The following is a 14,114-nucleotide window of genomic DNA, read 5'->3' on the forward strand; positions in this document are numbered from 1 at the left end:
CGCCTATTCGTTCCACGCTCGGCCCTGGGGCGAGATCAGCGCCGTGGCGCTGTGCGGCCCCCAGGTGCCGGCGGCGTAGGGCGCGGGCTCGATCTTGGCCTCGGCCCAGGCGGCCGAGACGCCGTCCACGAACTTCCAGGCCTGCTCGACCTCGTCGCGGCGCACGAACAGGGTGCGGTCGCCGCGGAACACGTCCAGCAACAGCTTCTCGTAGGCGATGCGGCGGCGGCTGCCGGCCGCGCTCATGGCCAGGGACAGCGGCAGGGACTGCAGGCGCATGCCCTCCTCCGACAGGCCCGGACGCTTGGTCATCACGGTCAGCGAGATGTCTTCGTCCGGCTGCAGGTCGATGACCAGGCGATTGGCCTTGGTCTCGGCCTGGGCGGCGCTGCCGAAGATGTTGTGCGGCACGGGCTTGAACTGCACGACGATCTGGGTGCGGCGGTCGGGCAGGTTCTTGCCGGTGCGCAGGAAGAACGGCACGCCGGCCCAGCGCCAGTTGTCGATGTCGACCTTCATGGCCACGAAGGTCTCGGTTCTGGACGCCTTGCCGACCTCTTCCAGGTAGCCCTCGCGCGGCGTGCCCTCGACCACCCCGGCCACGTACTGGCCGCGCACGGTGTCATGGGCGACATTGGCCTTGGTGAAGGGACGCAAGCTGCGCAGCACCTTGACCTTCTCGTCGCGGACCGCGTCGGGATCGAAGCCCGACGGGGCCTCCATGGCCACCAGGCACAGCAACTGCAGCAGGTGGTTCTGCAGCATGTCGCGCAGGGCGCCGTACTCGTCGTAATAGGGCCAGCGCTCGCCGACCTTCTCGGTCTCGGCGATGGTGATCTGCACGTGGTCGATGAACTTGTTGTTCCAGAGGGGCTCGAACAGCACGTTGCCGAAGCGCAGGGCGGTCAGGTTCTGGACCGTCTCCTTGCCCAGATAGTGGTCGATGCGGAAGATCTGGCTCTCGTCGACCACCGCGCCGACCGCGCCGTTGATCACGCACGAGCTGGCGAAGTCCTTGCCGATCGGCTTTTCCAGCACCAGGCGCGTCTTCGGCCCGGTCAGACCGGCCGACTGCAGGGCGGTGCAGACCGAGCCATACAGGCTGGGTGACAGGGCGAAATAGACGACGAGGTCGCCGTGCGGACCCACCTTGTCGGCCAGGGCCTTGGCGCCCTCTTCCTTGGTGATGTCGACCGACAGGTAGTCCAGGCGGGCGGCCAGGCGATTCCACGCCGATTCCTCGACGGTGGCCCGCTTGCCCAGCTGCTCGCGCACTAGCTTACGATAGCTGTCGGGCGTGTGGTCGTGACGGGCCAGGCCGACGATCCGCAAGTCATGCGGCAGCAGGCGGTCGACTTCGAGAAAGTACAGCGAAGGCAACAACATGCGCAACGCGAGGTCGCCCGCGCCGCCCAGCAGAACCAGCACTTCGCGACCGGTCTGGTCGGCGTTCGTTTCTTTGGCCAAAGTTTCCACCCTATGACAACGTTGTCATGACACGCCCTTTCGAGCAATGCAAGCGGGCCCATGACGTCAGGGGCCGATGTCCCGTGTCGACGTCCCGACAGGACCGCGTGCGCGGCGTCTAACTAAGGCGTTTGGGTCGAGGCCGCCAGCAGACCAATCGCTTTTCCCGCGCGAAGGTTCACCGCCTGGGCAGACGAAACGCGGTCGCGCGGCAAATGACGACCGCCTGGGCAGGGTGGAAGGAAAGATTCGACCCGATTCGTGATTGGGGAGCGGCCGGCCGCCCTAGCTGCTCGCCTGCGCCCGGAAGCGGTCCTTCATCTTGGCCACCCAGCCGTTGAAGGCCTCGTTGTCGGCGGTGACCTTGCTGAAGTCGGTGCTGGACAGGCTGCCCGGATCGGCGCCGGCCAGGGCCACGCGCAGCCCGTCGGGATTGCGGGCGCCCTCGACGAAGGCGCCGTAGCGCTGGCGCAGTCGACCCAGCGAAGCATCGTCGTCGGCCAGGCTGAAGGCCACGGCCGAGCGCAGCAGCTTGGATTCGTCGGCCGGGTTCAGCACGCCCGGAGTCTTCCAGCGGTCGGCCAGCGAGCGTTCGTACAGGGCGCCGGCCTGGGGCCAGGCATGTTGTTTCCAGGCGATCTCGGCGCGGACGTCCTCGGCGTCGCGGCTCTTGTCGGCCTCGATCACCTCCAGGGCGGCGTCGTAGCGGCCCAGGCCCATCAGGGCGCGGGCCGTGGCCAGCCGGCGTTCGGCGTTCAGGGCCGGCGGCAGGATCGTGGTGCGCGTCGCGTTGATGGTGTCCAGCGCGCTCTCGGGCTTGCGGTCCATCAGGTAGATCCAGGCCAGGTCGGTGGCCACCTGGGCCTTGGGCACGCCGTTCAGGCGGTTGTCGACCTGGTACTTCAAGAGCTTGGCGGCTTCGTCCAGCAGGTCGACGTCGACCAGGCGGCGGACCAGGTTGCGGACCATCTGGTCGCCGTCGGCGCCGATCGGGGTCAGGTCCTGGAAGTCATAGAACAGCCCTACCGCCTGGATCGGCTGCATGCCGTCGGCCAGGCCGTCCAGGAACAGGCTGCGGAAAGCGGTGTTGAGGTCGTTGCGCAGGGCGACGGCCTGCGGCAGGTCGGACTGCACGTTGCTGGCCGAGTGCAGCACCTCCAGCGCCTCGCGATAGCGACCCTGCTTGATCTGCAGTTGGCCCAGGGCGCGGATGGTGTCCAGCTCGACCCCGTCGCCGCGCCAGTGGAAGCGCAGGGCGTCCAGGCCCTTGGCGGCGACGTCGGCGCTGATCTGGTTCTTGGCCAGGCGCAGCTGGATGGCGTGCAGGGTGGCCGGCGCGGCCAGGCGATCGATGCCGCAGCGGGAAATGGCCTGGAACACCGGCAGGGCGCGGACGTCGTTCTTGGCCTCGAAGGCCTTGGCCAGGGTCAGGCGCAGCTCCAGCTGGTCCTCGACCGGGATGTTCGGCAGCTTCAGGGCCTGATTGACCAAGCGGATGGCGCTGTCGGGCGCGCCGACGCCCACCGACGCCTCGGCCTGGGCGCCCAGGAAACGGGCCTGCCACAGGGCCGGGAACATGTTCAGCGCGCGGGCGCCCTCGGCGAACCGCTGATTGGCGTCGACCCACTGACCGGTCTTGCTGGCGATATAGCCCCGCCACATCGCCGCCGAGGGGTCGTCGCTCAGCACCGGCGAGGCGAAGTCGGTCTCGGCCTCGGCGTAGCGCCGCGCCAGCACCTTGGCCACGCCGCGCAGGCCGCGGAACTCGCCGTCGCCCATCAGGGTCTGGTGGGCGCGGCCGGCGGCGTTGAGCACGCCGATCGCCTCGAACGACAGGTTGGAGCCGACCAGGAAGCGGGCCAGGGCCATGCGCGCGGCCGTGTCGTCGCCCTTGCCGTCGTTTCCGCCGGTCGCCGGGATCGCGCCCAGCAGCGCGTCATACCGGGCCATGAAGCCGCCCGAGCCGGTCTTGGACCAGTGCTCGGAATCGATCAGGGCCGGCATGGCCATGGCCTGGGGCGCGCCGGCCCCGGCGTCGGCCTGGGCCTGACCGCTGGACGACGAGGACAGCAGCAGGCCCTTGGGCCGGCCGATGCGGACGATGTCGCCGTCGGCGACCACCTGCAGGTCGCCGGCATAGCTTTCGACCGCCAGGCCGGTGGCAGACTGCAGCAGAGCCATTTCGACATAGTCGCGGCGCGACGGCAGGCCCTTGGACGGAGCCAGGGCGGTGGCGACCGCGACGCGGTCGCCGACCGCGGGGTCGGTGACCCAGGCGATCTTCGTCGCGCCAGCGACATTGGCGGTCAGGGTGACGGGGCTGGCGTTGTCGTCGCGGGCCACATGGACCAGGTCCGGAGAGTCCTGGGTCCCCGCCCCCAGGGCGATCGTCCAGTTGGAGCCGACGCCGTCGGCGTAGAACAGCGCGCCTTGCGGCGTGCTGATGCGCAGCGCCGCATAGTCGGGCCCCTTGAAGGCCTGGATGGTGCGGTACTGCGGCGTGCTGACGGGCAGCTTGCCGATGTCCAGCCGGGCCGGCGTGTCGAACACCACCCAGACCGCCTCGCCGCGCCGGAACACCGCGGCGCCGGCCGGATTGGCCCAGTCGAAGCTGAGCTGCACCTGGCCCGCGACCCTGGAGAACTTGACCGCCACCGCGCCGCTGGCCGGCATCGGGTTGGGACGCCGCGCGACCACGGCCGCGGCGGGCGCCGGCGCCGAAGCCGTCTCGGCCCGGGCGAACAGGTTGATGAAGTCGTCGCCGTCGGCGTTGCCGGCTCGGAAGTCGGCGTCGTCGCTGAGCGCGACCACGATCTCGACCACGCCGCCGACGTGGCGCGCCTGGGCGCCCTTGACCCAGCGCGGCGGGCCGACGTTCAGCGGCGAAAGATTGGGATTGGCGTCGCGGGGAAAGCGCAGCACCACCGCCGTCCCCTCGCGACGGGCCTGCATGCCACGCGAGCCGGGGAACTCCAGCCGCGTGAAGTCGGGGGCCTGGGCGACCCTTACCTGGAGGCCCGCGGAAGCGGCGGGACGCGGCGCGGCGGCCTTGCGGGGGGCGGACTTGGAGACCTGGCGCGGCCCGGCCGAGATCGACACCGCCGGGGTCGCGACCCCGAGGATGCAGATCGCCGCGACGGTCGATCTCAGGATCCCTCCCAGCTTCATGCCCCCGCCCGCGCTCCCGTCCTAGCCGGCCTTCTTGCCGCCGGCCTTGCCGGCCTCGGGACCCGCGCCGGCCAGGGGCGCGGCCGCGGCCTGAGCGGAAGGAGCGGCGGCGGCGGGCTTGTCGGCGGCCGCCAGGGCCGCCCGTTGCTTGGCGATGGCGTCGGCCGACAGCCGATTGGCCAGGCGCTCGGTCAGGATCTTGGCGTCGTTCGGCGACATGTTGGCCAGGATCATCGAGAGCGTCCGCTCCTTCATCTTGGCGGCGATCGGCAGGCGCACGCTGTCGTCCAGCACGCTCATGCGGGCGGCGGCGTCCTTGGGCTTCATGGCCGAATAAACCGTGACCATGCGCATGGCCTCGGCCTCCTTCTGGGCGTCAGCTTGGCCCAGCAGGCCCTGGATCTCGCCCTTCATGCCGTTCAGCGCCTTCATCTTGGCGTCGAGCTTGGCCTCGGCGGCGGCCAGCAGCTGCAGTTGGACGTCGATGTCCTGCTCGCGCTGGTCCAACTGGCCGCGGCGCTGGCCCAGGCTCTGCAGCACGCGCAGCTCGGCCGGCGACAGGCCGGCTTCCTTGGCCAGTTCGCTGGACGACGGCGCACAGACCGCCGGCGGCGTCTTGGCCGCGGCGTCCTTGCCGGCGTCGGCGGCCGAGGCGGCCTTGTCGGCGTCGGGCTTGGCCACGCCCTCGGCGAAAGCCTTGGCGCCGCTCAGCATGTCGGGCACGGACTTGGCGCCGGCCAGGGCGTTGACGGCGAGCACGCCGACCACGGCGACCCCGACGATCGGCAGGATGCGCGGAACGTTTTTCATCGACGGCCCCTAAAGGTCGAACCGGGACGCGGCGGATCTTCCGGGCCCTCGAACAGGTCATCATCTATCCGCGCCCGTGAACGCGGAGTTTCCTTTGGCGCCGAAGACCGCGCGGGGGAAGGCGGCGGGGCGTCGCGGGGGATGCGGGCCTCGCGGTCCAGCAGCTTCTCGAAGTCTTCGGCTCGCAGCCGGCGCGGGGTTTCCGGCGGACGCTCCGGCTCGGCTGCGCGGATCGGACGCGGCGCGGCGCGGGGCTCCGGCGCGATAGCGCGCGGCTCGACGGGCGGGCGCGCGCCTGGTTCCCTTGAAGAAGACATTGGCGGCGGCGTGACGATCGGCCGGTTCAGGCGTTCGTCTAGCTGGGCGGCCAGGGCCTGGGCCCGGGAAATGCGGTCGGCCAGGGTGTCGGCGGCCTCGTCGGTCGCGGCGCGCAGATCGGCCAGGCCCTGCTCGGCGCGCATGGCGGCGCGGTCGAGGTCGGCCACGGCCTTGGCGAAGCCCTCGTGGCTGTCGCGCAGGGCCTTCAGCCGGCGCTCCAGGCGCACGCCGAAGGCCAGGGCGATCAGCAGCAGGATCGCCAGCAGACCGTTGAGGGCGATGGCCGTCACGCTCATTTCAGCTTCTGAACCGCCTTCTTGGCCGCCATGCTCAGGGGCGCGTCGGCCCGCACGGCGATCGAGTGGTTGCGGCGGCCCATGCGCCCGCGGGTCAAAGGGATGGAACCGGCGCGCAGCTCCACCGGGCTGTCGGGCGTGGCGTTCAGCATCAGGGTGTCGCCGACCTTCAAGTCCAGGACCCTGGAGAGCGGCAGCTGCTGCTCGTCGAGCACGGCGCGGACTTCCATCTGGGTGGTCCAGAGCTCGGTGGCCAAGTGGCCTTCCCAGATGTTGTCGCGGCCGAACTTCTCGCCCATGAACTGCTGCAGCAGCATCTTGCGGATGGGCTCGAGGGTCGCATAGGGCAGCAGAAGCTCGATTCTGCCGCCGCGGTCTTCCATGTCGATCCGAAGCTTCACCAGAATCGCGGCGTTGGCCGGCCGGGCGATGGCGGCGAAGCGCGGGTTGGTCTCCAGACGGTCCAGGCTGAACGACACCGGGTGCAGGGGCTCGAAGGCCGCCTTGGCGTCGTGCAGCACCACCTCGACCATCCGCTGCACCAGCACCCGCTCGATGGTGGTGTAGGGACGGCCTTCGATGCGCATGGCCGCGGTGCCGCGACGGCCGCCCAGCAGCACGTCGACGATCGAGTAGATCAGGTTGGAGTCGACGGTCAGCAGGCCGTAATTGTCCAGCTCCTCAGCCCGGAACACCGCCAGGATGGCCGGCAGCGGGATCGAGTTCAGATAGTCGCCGAAGCGGATCGAGCTGATGTTGTCGAGGCTGACCTCGACGTTGTCGGAGGTGAAGTTGCGCAAGCTGGTCGTCATCAACCGCACCAGGCGGTCGAAGACGATTTCCAGCATCGGCAGGCGCTCGTACGAGACCAGGGCCGAGTTGATGATCGCGCGGATGCCGGTGCGGTCGTCGTTGCCGTCGCCGGACATGTCGAAGCCCAGCAGACTGTCGATCTCGTCCTGGTTCAGGATGCGCTCGGCGCCCATGCCGTCGCCGCCGCCGTCGTCCCAGCCGCCCATGCCGCCGCTGAAGTCGCCAAACTCGTTGGCGCCAGCCTCGCCGCCTGGCGGGTTCTCCGAGGCCCACTGGGCCATCGCGGCCTGATCGTCGATGTCTTCCGCCATGTCGGTTCGCCTCAGCCAGCCCGGGGGCTAGTTGATCAGCATCTCCTCGATCAGCACCGCGTTCACCTTGGAGGGCGCGGCGACCAGATTAACGCGACGCAGCAGCTCGGCCCGCAGCTGATAGCTGCCCTGGCTGCCATTGAGGTCTTCCGGACGCAGTTCGCGCAGGAAGGTCTGGAACATGTCCTGCAGGCGCGGGAGGTTCGGCGTCAGGGCCTCGGCCGTCTCCTCGTCGGGCAGTTCGAAGGTCAGTTTCAGCTTCAGGAAGGTCGACTTGCCGTCGGCGGCCTGCATGTTCACCACGATGTCCGGCAGAGTGTAGAACACCACGCCGTCGGGGCCTTCCTTGATCACCGGCGCGCCGGCCGCGGGCGCGGCTTCGCCGCCGCCATGGCCGCCCTTCTCTTCCTTCTTCTTTTCCTTCTTCTTCGGCTTTTCGTGGCCCGCCTCGCCGTGGGCGTCGGGCTTGGGCTTCAGGAGCAGGAAGGTCGTCACGCCGCCGCCCACCAGCACGACGGCCGCCGCGGCCGCGATGATGATCATCATCGGCGGCTTCTTCTTAGCCGGAGCTTCGCCCTCGGCAACGCCCTCTTCGCCTTCCGGGGCGGGAGCGTCCTTGGGGGGTTTCTTGGCCACGCGCGCGGTTCCTTGGAATCTACGGATCTACTCATGCGTGGAGCATGGTTAACGATGTCTTTTGAAGGCCATTTCGCCGCAGGCTGAATCTGCCCGGCAGACTCCGTCACACGAGCCTCATTAACCTTTCTCTTCGTTGAAATTCCTGGTCTTTTCGAGTTGGCACGAGGGTTGCTTGCGGAGTTGCGGCGCATTTGTCGCGCCAGCCGTCTCGGTAACCGGTCATGGACAACGCTCTGTATGTGGGACTTTCGCGGCAGATGACCCTGCGCCGCGAACTCGACATCGTGGCCAACAACATCGCCAACGCCAACACCACCGGCTTCAAGGTCGAGGAGCTGATGGTCCGCACCGAGCCGGCGAAGCCGGCCCGCACCGCCGGCGGGGCGAACCCCGTGAAGTTCGTGCTGGACGACGGCGTGGCGCGCGACTTCGGCCAGGGCGCCCTGACCCAGACCGGCGGCGACTTCGACCTGGCCCTGGAAGGCCAGGGCTTCTTCAAGGTCTCCACAGCCGGCGGCGAGCGCTACACCCGCGACGGCCGTTTCACCATGAACCCGGAGGGCAAGCTGGTCACCCAGAACGGCCAGCCCGTGCTGGACGACGGCGGCGGCGAGATCCTGCTGGACCCGCTGAAGGGCCCCGTCACCATCGCCCGCGACGGCACGGTCAGCCAGGGCGCCGAACTGCTCGGCAAGATCGCCGTGGTGCGCCCCACCGACCTGGCCAGCTTCCGCAAGGACGGCGACAACCTCTATCGCAACACCACCAACGACACCCCCCAGGCCGCCCCGGACGCCACGATCCACCAGGGCATGCTGGAAGCCTCCAACGTCCAATCGATCACCCAGATCACCAAGCTGATCGAGGTCAGCCGCGCCTACGAGAGCGTGGCCAAGATGATGGATCAAACCTCGGAACTGTCCCGGTCCGCCGTCGAGCGGATGGGCAAGGTCCAGTAAGGGATAACTGAACGATGCAAGCGCTTCGCACCGCCGCGACCGGCATGTCGGCCCAACAGCTGAACGTCGAGGTCATCTCCAACAACATCGCCAACATGAACACCGTCGGCTTCAAGCGCCAGCGGGCCGAGTTCCAGGACCTGATCTACCAGACGATCGAGCGGGCCGGCTCGCAGTCGTCGGGCGACGGCAACGTGGTGCCGACCGGCGTGCAGATCGGCGGCGGCGTGAAGGCCGGCTCGGTCTACCGCATCCACGAGCAGGGCACCCCGACCATGACGAACAACGAGTTCGACGTGGCCATTCAGGGCAAGGGCTTCCTGCAGATCCTGCTGCCCTCGGGCGAGACCGCCTACACCCGGGCCGGCAACTTCTCGACCAACGACCAGGGCCAGATCGTCACCGAGGACGGCTACACCGTCCAGCCGGGCATCACGATCCCGCAGAACGCCGTGTCGACCACCATCGGCAAGACCGGCCTGGTTCAGGTGAAGCTGGACGGCAACCCGACCCCGCAGACGGTCGGCCAGATCGAACTGGCCAACTTCATGAACGAAGGCGGCCTGGAAGCCATCGGCGACAACATGTTCATGGAAACCGCGGCCTCGGGCGCGGCCAACATCGCCGCCCCCGGCCAGCCCGGTTTCGGCACGTTGCTGCAGAACTACACCGAAGCCTCGAACGTCGACTCGGTCAGCGAAATCACCGCCCTGATCGTCGCCCAGCGCGCCTACGAGATGAACTCCAAGGTCATCACCACGGCCGACCAGATGCTCCAAGCCACGTCGAACCTGAGGTCATAAGCCGATGAAAGTCCCGACTTTTGCCCTTGGCGTCCTTTCCTTCGCCGCCCTGCTGATCGCCAGCCCGGCCCTGGCCGGCCAGGCCGTGTCGCTGCGGTCCGACACCACCGACGCCGACGGCCGGATCACCCTGGGCGAGCTGTTCGACGGGGCCGGCGCGGCCTCGGACGTCGTCGTCGCCAGCCGCGTGGGACCCTCGGCCGTGCTCGACGCCGGCGCGGTGCAGATCGCCGCCCGCCGGGCCGGGCTGGACTGGGCCAACAGCAACGGCGTGCGCCGGATCATCGTCCGCCAGGGCTCGGACGGCGCGCTGGCCGGCGCCTCGCGCGGCAATGTGGAAGTTCTTGCCTACGCCCGCAGCCTGGCGAGCGGCGAGATGGTCCAGCCGGAAGACCTGGTCTGGATCAAGGTCGCGGCCGGCCCCTCGGACGCGCCGCGCGACGCCGACGACCTGATCGGCATGACCGTCAAACGCCCGCTGCGCCAGGGTGCGGCCGCCAGCCTGCGCGACGTCTCGACGCCGCAGGTCATCAAGGCGGGCGATATTGTCGCAGTCACCTACGAAGACGACGGCGTGGCGCTGACCTTGCAAGGCAAAGCCATGGCGGCGGGGGCGGTCGGCGAAAGCCTGATGGTCCAGAACACCGCCAGCAAGAAGATCATCGAGACCGTGGTCATCGGGCCCGGCTCGACCGCCGTCGGCCCGCAGGCGATGCGCCTGAGGGCCAACCGTAACAACACGCTGCGCTACGCCGCTCGCTGAGAAGGTCACGTCTGATGCGCCCCGCCCTCGCCGCCCTCCTGCTGCTCGCCCCGCTCGCCGCCTGCTCGACCGTCAAGGAAGCGGTGAAGGGCCCGGAACTGGCGCCCGTCGGCTATCCGGCCCAGCTGGCGCCGATGACCCAGCAATATGTCGCCACGCCCCAGCCCGCCTCGGCCAATTCGCTGTGGCGCACCGGCGCGCGCACCTTCTTCAACGACCAGCGCGCCAGCAAGGTCGGCGACATCCTGACCGTCAACATCGACATCGACGACAGCGCCACCACCAAGAACCAGACCTCGACCTCGCGGGCTTCCAACAGCTCGCTGGGCGTGCCGAACTTCCTGGGCCTGGAATCTAGCCTCGGGAAGGTTCTGCCGGGCGGTTTCGACCCAGCCAACATGATCAACACCAAGTCGGGCACGTCCAACGCCGGGGCTGGCGCGGTGAACCGTTCGGAAAAGATCAGCCTGACCATCGCCGCCGTCGTCTCGGGCGTGATGCCCAACGGCAATCTGGTGATCCAGGGCACCCAGGAGGTGCGCACCAATGCCGAGGTGCGTCAGCTGACCGTGGCCGGCATCGTGCGCCCCGAGGACATCTCGTCGGCCAACACCATCAAGCACACCCAGATCGCCGAGGCCCGCATCAGCTATGGCGGCCGTGGCGACATCAGCCGCGTCCAGAAAACCCCGGCCGGCCAGTCGCTGGTCGAGAAGTTCTCGCCGTTCTAGGCGCTCGGCGGCGGGACAGCCGAGGCGGACGCCTTGATCGGACGGGCGCGCGGGGCCAGATTGGTTGGCGTCACAGCGTTCGCCCGGTCTCGCCGGGCCTGACCCCGGAGCCGACCCCATGAACAAGCGCGCCCGCGCCTTTTCCGCCTTGGTCGGCGCCGCTCTCCTGGCGATCGCCCTCCCCGTCGCCGCCAGCGCCCAGCCGTTCAGCGGCCCGATGGGCGTGACCGGGCGATGGGCCATCGACCTGTCGCGCTCGAAGTTCAACGCCGCCCTGACCGGCCCGCCGCCGCTCAGCGGCGAGCTGGACGTCACCATCGACGACGGCAAGGCCCTGGCCTGGACCCTGGTCGAGGTGGACGAGGCCGGCGTCGCCGCCCTGCAGTTCGCCCACGCCGTGCTCGACGGCCCACCGACCCAAGCCGTGGTCAACCTGAACCTGGTAAAGATCAGCGTCCAGCGCGTCGGCCAGAGCGCGGTGACCGTCACCACCCACGGCGAGCAGGGCTCGCGCCATCAGTCGATGAAGGTCACCCGCACCGATCCCGACACCCTGCTGGTCGAGCAGGACATCGACGGCCGCCCCGGCCCGCCGGATCAAACGCTGATCCTGACGCGGGTGAAGTAGCGCCCTCCCCTTTTTCGGGAGAGCGACAGCCGAGGGCTCACGGAGTCTTCGCGCCGCCTCGAGACGGCGCGAACGAGCGCGTCACCAGTTGAACATGGTCCCGTCCTCCAGCCGGTTCACCGGCAGGTAGGCGCGCTTATAGGGATATTGCTGCGCCAGGACCTCGTCGATCTCGACGCCCAGGCCCGGCCGCTCGCCGGGATGCAGCATGCCGTCCTTGAAGGTGTAGCCGTGCGGGAAGACCGCGTCGGTCTCCGGCGTGTGGCGCATGTATTCCTGCAGGCCGAAGTTGGGGATCGACATGTCGAAATGCAGGGCCGCGGCCATGGTCACCGGCGACAGGTCCGTGGCGCCGTGGCAGCCGGTCTTGACGTGGTGCAGGTCGGCGAAGGCTGCGATCTTCTTCAGGTTGGTGATGCCGCCGGCGTGCAGCACCGTGGCCCGCAGGTAGTCGATCAGCTGTTCCTGGATCAGGATGTTGGCGTCCCAGACGTGGCTGAAGATCTCGCCGACGGCCAGCGGGGTGGTGGTGTGCTGGCGCATCAGGCGGAAGCCGGCCTGGTTCTCGGCGGGCACGGCGTCCTCCAGCCAGAACAGGCGGTAGGGCTCCAGGTCCTTGCCCAGGCGGGCGGCCTCGATCGGCGTTAGGCGGTGATGGACGTCGTGCAGCAGGTGCACGTCCCAGCCCAGCACCTCGCGCGCCTTCTCGAACAGCTTGGGCGCGTGGCTCAGATATTTGGCCGTCGACCAGACGTTCTCGGTGGGCAGGTCGGCGTCGGCCGGCTCGTAGAACATCTTGTCGCCCGAGACGCCGTAGGTGCTGGCCAGGCCCGGCACCCCGGTCTGCAGGCGGATGGCCTTGTAGCCGAGGCCCTTGTACTTCACCGCCTCGGCGATGGTGTCCTCGATCGTCTCGCCGTTGGCGTGGCCATAGACCGTGACGCCCTCGCGACAGGCGCCGCCCAGCAGTTGGTAGACCGGCAGCCCGGCCACCTTGCCCTTGATGTCCCACAGCGCCATGTCGACGGCGGCCAGGGCGGTCATGGCCACCGGGCCGCCGCGCCAGTACGAGCCGCGATAGAAGAACTGCCAGATGTCCTCGATCCGATGGGCGTCGCGGCCGATCAGGCAGGGGATCATGTGGTCGCGCAGATAGCTGACCACCGCCAGCTCGCGGCCGTTCAGCGTGGCGTCGCCGATCCCCGTCACCCCGTCCGAGGTGGTGATCTTCAGGGTGACGAAGTTGCGGCCAGGGCAGGTGACGATCACCTTGGCGTCGACGATCTTGAGCATGGAGGGTTGGTCTACCTTTGTCGCGTAAGTGGCCTGACCAATCCTTAGTCCAGATATTACAATTGCGCTAGAGCATCGTGGCGCCTTTCGCCGCCATGCTTTAGGCTGCCGGGGACCCCGCGACGCGCGTGGGCGGGAAAGTCTCATGACCACGTCGACCGCAGAAACCCGCAAGCTCTACCAGCAGGTCGCCAACGCGATCGCCGAATCCATCCGCGAAGGCGCGTTCCAGCCCGGGCACCGCCTGCCCTCCGAACGCGACCTGGCCGAGGAATACAAGGTCAGTCGTCCCACGGTGCGCGAGGCGATGATCGCCCTGGAGATCCGCGGCTTGGTCGAGGCTCGCCACGGTTCGGGCGTCTATGTCACCGAGGCCGCCTCAGCCGAGGTTCCCGCCCCCGAGCTGGACATCGGCGCCTTCGAACTAACCGAGGCCCGCCGCTTGATCGAGGGCGAGTCCTGCGCCCTGGCCGCCACCACCATCACCGACCAAGAACTGGTCGACCTGGAAAAGATCCTCGACGACATGGTCGAGGAGAACGACCACGACGTGCGCGGCGATCTGGCCGACCGCCGGTTCCACGTCACCATCGCCCGCGCCACGCGCAACAGCGCCTTGGTCACCGTGGTCGAGAACCTCTGGGATCTGCGCTACAAGTCGCCGCTGTGTCGGGCGATGCTGGAACGCGCCCGCCAGGTCGGCGTGCGACCGCTGATCGACGACCACCAGGAAATCCTCAGCGCCCTGAAGGCCCGCGACCCGAAGACCGCCCGCAACGCCATGCGCGAACACCTGGGCCGGGTGATCGACAATCTGCTGACCGCCACCGAGATCGACGCGATGCAACAGGCTCGCAGCGAGGTCGCCGCCCGCCGCAGCGAACTGGCGCGCCGCTCGCTGATCTGACAGCGCTGCATTCCGGCCGAAATCAAAGCCTGAGGGTGGGCGGCTGAAGGGAAGGCTCCAGCCGCCCGTCGCCGGCCGGCCCCGGGAGGAGGTGCGATGACGGGCAAGGTCATCGCGTAGGCCGACGAGGTTCGTCGACTATCAGCATAGCCCATCCACGGGTTGGCGCAAGACAATTGGTCTGACCATTAAATCGCGCAAAAGTATA

13 protein-coding genes are annotated in these 14,114 nt (G+C 68.7%); 6 read left to right on the forward strand and 7 right to left on the reverse strand.

Annotated elements, in window-relative coordinates:
• Nucleotides 1-3 precede the first annotated feature (3 nt).
• The 6 genes from zwf to fliL all read right to left on the reverse strand — a co-directional run bounded on the left by zwf (nucleotide 4) and on the right by fliL (nucleotide 7,819).
• The gene (gene zwf, locus J2X41_RS19320; protein WP_310084509.1) at nucleotides 4-1,467 is read right to left on the reverse strand and encodes a glucose-6-phosphate dehydrogenase; all 1,464 of its coding nucleotides are present in this window, start codon (nucleotides 1,465-1,467) and stop codon (nucleotides 4-6) included.
• 285 nt (nucleotides 1,468-1,752) lie between these two features.
• Nucleotides 1,753-4,635 carry an endoglucanase gene (locus J2X41_RS19325; RefSeq protein WP_310084511.1) on the reverse strand — a complete coding sequence of 961 codons (2,883 nt, stop codon included), beginning with the start codon at nucleotides 4,633-4,635 and terminating at the stop codon, nucleotides 1,753-1,755.
• Nucleotides 4,636-4,656: 21 nt separating this feature from the next.
• Complete coding sequence (locus J2X41_RS19330; protein ID WP_310084513.1) at nucleotides 4,657-5,445, reverse strand: MotE family protein; 789 nt, start codon at nucleotides 5,443-5,445, stop codon at nucleotides 4,657-4,659.
• Entirely contained in the window at nucleotides 5,442-6,059 is a 618-nt protein-coding gene (locus J2X41_RS19335) for a DUF6468 domain-containing protein (protein WP_310084515.1), read from the reverse strand. Before J2X41_RS19335 ends, J2X41_RS19330 begins: the two co-directional genes overlap by 4 nt.
• Complete coding sequence (gene fliM / locus J2X41_RS19340; protein ID WP_310084518.1) at nucleotides 6,056-7,183, reverse strand: flagellar motor switch protein FliM; 1,128 nt, start codon at nucleotides 7,181-7,183, stop codon at nucleotides 6,056-6,058. The genes J2X41_RS19335 and fliM overlap by 4 nt, the downstream gene beginning before the upstream one ends.
• A 27-nt stretch (nucleotides 7,184-7,210) precedes the next feature.
• Nucleotides 7,211-7,819 carry a flagellar basal body-associated protein FliL gene (fliL, locus tag J2X41_RS19345; protein WP_310084520.1) on the reverse strand — a complete coding sequence of 203 codons (609 nt, stop codon included), beginning with the start codon at nucleotides 7,817-7,819 and terminating at the stop codon, nucleotides 7,211-7,213.
• A gap of 224 nt (nucleotides 7,820-8,043) precedes the next feature.
• Between fliL and flgF the strand changes: the two genes are divergently transcribed.
• The 5 genes from flgF to J2X41_RS19370 all read left to right on the forward strand — a co-directional run bounded on the left by flgF (nucleotide 8,044) and on the right by J2X41_RS19370 (nucleotide 11,706).
• Nucleotides 8,044-8,781 carry a flagellar basal-body rod protein FlgF gene (gene flgF, locus J2X41_RS19350; RefSeq protein ID WP_310084523.1) on the forward strand — a complete coding sequence of 246 codons (738 nt, stop codon included), beginning with the start codon at nucleotides 8,044-8,046 and terminating at the stop codon, nucleotides 8,779-8,781.
• A 14-nt stretch (nucleotides 8,782-8,795) separates the two neighbouring features.
• Nucleotides 8,796-9,584, forward strand: coding sequence for a flagellar basal-body rod protein FlgG (flgG, locus tag J2X41_RS19355; RefSeq protein WP_310084526.1), 789 nt, complete (start codon nucleotides 8,796-8,798; stop codon nucleotides 9,582-9,584).
• A gap of 4 nt (nucleotides 9,585-9,588) precedes the next feature.
• On the forward strand, nucleotides 9,589-10,347 hold the full coding sequence (gene flgA / locus J2X41_RS19360; protein ID WP_310084528.1) for a flagellar basal body P-ring formation chaperone FlgA: 759 nt from the start codon (nucleotides 9,589-9,591) through the stop codon (nucleotides 10,345-10,347).
• Nucleotides 10,348-10,358: 11 nt separating this feature from the next.
• The gene (gene flgH, locus J2X41_RS19365) at nucleotides 10,359-11,078 is read left to right on the forward strand and encodes a flagellar basal body L-ring protein FlgH (RefSeq protein WP_310084718.1); all 720 of its coding nucleotides are present in this window, start codon (nucleotides 10,359-10,361) and stop codon (nucleotides 11,076-11,078) included.
• 118 nt (nucleotides 11,079-11,196) lie between these two features.
• Nucleotides 11,197-11,706, forward strand: coding sequence for a hypothetical protein (locus tag J2X41_RS19370; protein WP_310084531.1), 510 nt, complete (start codon nucleotides 11,197-11,199; stop codon nucleotides 11,704-11,706).
• Nucleotides 11,707-11,787: 81 nt separating this feature from the next.
• Here the strand turns inward: J2X41_RS19370 and manD are convergent, their stop codons facing one another.
• On the reverse strand, nucleotides 11,788-12,999 hold the full coding sequence (manD, locus tag J2X41_RS19375) for a D-mannonate dehydratase ManD (RefSeq protein WP_310084535.1): 1,212 nt from the start codon (nucleotides 12,997-12,999) through the stop codon (nucleotides 11,788-11,790).
• 145 nt (nucleotides 13,000-13,144) lie between these two features.
• Between manD and J2X41_RS19380 the strand changes: the two genes are divergently transcribed.
• Nucleotides 13,145-13,906 carry a FadR/GntR family transcriptional regulator gene (locus tag J2X41_RS19380; RefSeq protein WP_310084538.1) on the forward strand — a complete coding sequence of 254 codons (762 nt, stop codon included), beginning with the start codon at nucleotides 13,145-13,147 and terminating at the stop codon, nucleotides 13,904-13,906.
• Nucleotides 13,907-14,114: the final 208 nt, after the last annotated feature.

The organism is Caulobacter sp. BE254, from assembly GCF_031457295.1.
GTDB lineage: Bacteria > Pseudomonadota > Alphaproteobacteria > Caulobacterales > Caulobacteraceae > Caulobacter.

Excerpts from the sequence above, each read along its gene's own strand:
- J2X41_RS19325 (WP_310084511.1), bottom strand. The coding sequence starts at position 4,635 with ATGAAGCTGGGAGGGATCCTGAGATCGACCGTCGCGGCGATCTGCATC.
- J2X41_RS19330 (WP_310084513.1), bottom strand. The coding sequence starts at position 5,445 with ATGAAAAACGTTCCGCGCATCCTGCCGATCGTCGGGGTCGCCGTGGTC.
- J2X41_RS19335 (WP_310084515.1), bottom strand. The coding sequence starts at position 6,059 with ATGAGCGTGACGGCCATCGCCCTCAACGGTCTGCTGGCGATCCTGCTG.
- fliM (WP_310084518.1), bottom strand. The coding sequence starts at position 7,183 with ATGGCGGAAGACATCGACGATCAGGCCGCGATGGCCCAGTGGGCCTCG.
- flgF (WP_310084523.1), top strand. The coding sequence starts at position 8,044 with ATGGACAACGCTCTGTATGTGGGACTTTCGCGGCAGATGACCCTGCGC.
- flgG (WP_310084526.1), top strand. The coding sequence starts at position 8,796 with ATGCAAGCGCTTCGCACCGCCGCGACCGGCATGTCGGCCCAACAGCTG.
- flgA (WP_310084528.1), top strand. The coding sequence starts at position 9,589 with ATGAAAGTCCCGACTTTTGCCCTTGGCGTCCTTTCCTTCGCCGCCCTG.
- J2X41_RS19370 (WP_310084531.1), top strand. The coding sequence starts at position 11,197 with ATGAACAAGCGCGCCCGCGCCTTTTCCGCCTTGGTCGGCGCCGCTCTC.
- manD (WP_310084535.1), bottom strand. The coding sequence starts at position 12,999 with ATGCTCAAGATCGTCGACGCCAAGGTGATCGTCACCTGCCCTGGCCGC.
- J2X41_RS19380 (WP_310084538.1), top strand. The coding sequence starts at position 13,145 with ATGACCACGTCGACCGCAGAAACCCGCAAGCTCTACCAGCAGGTCGCC.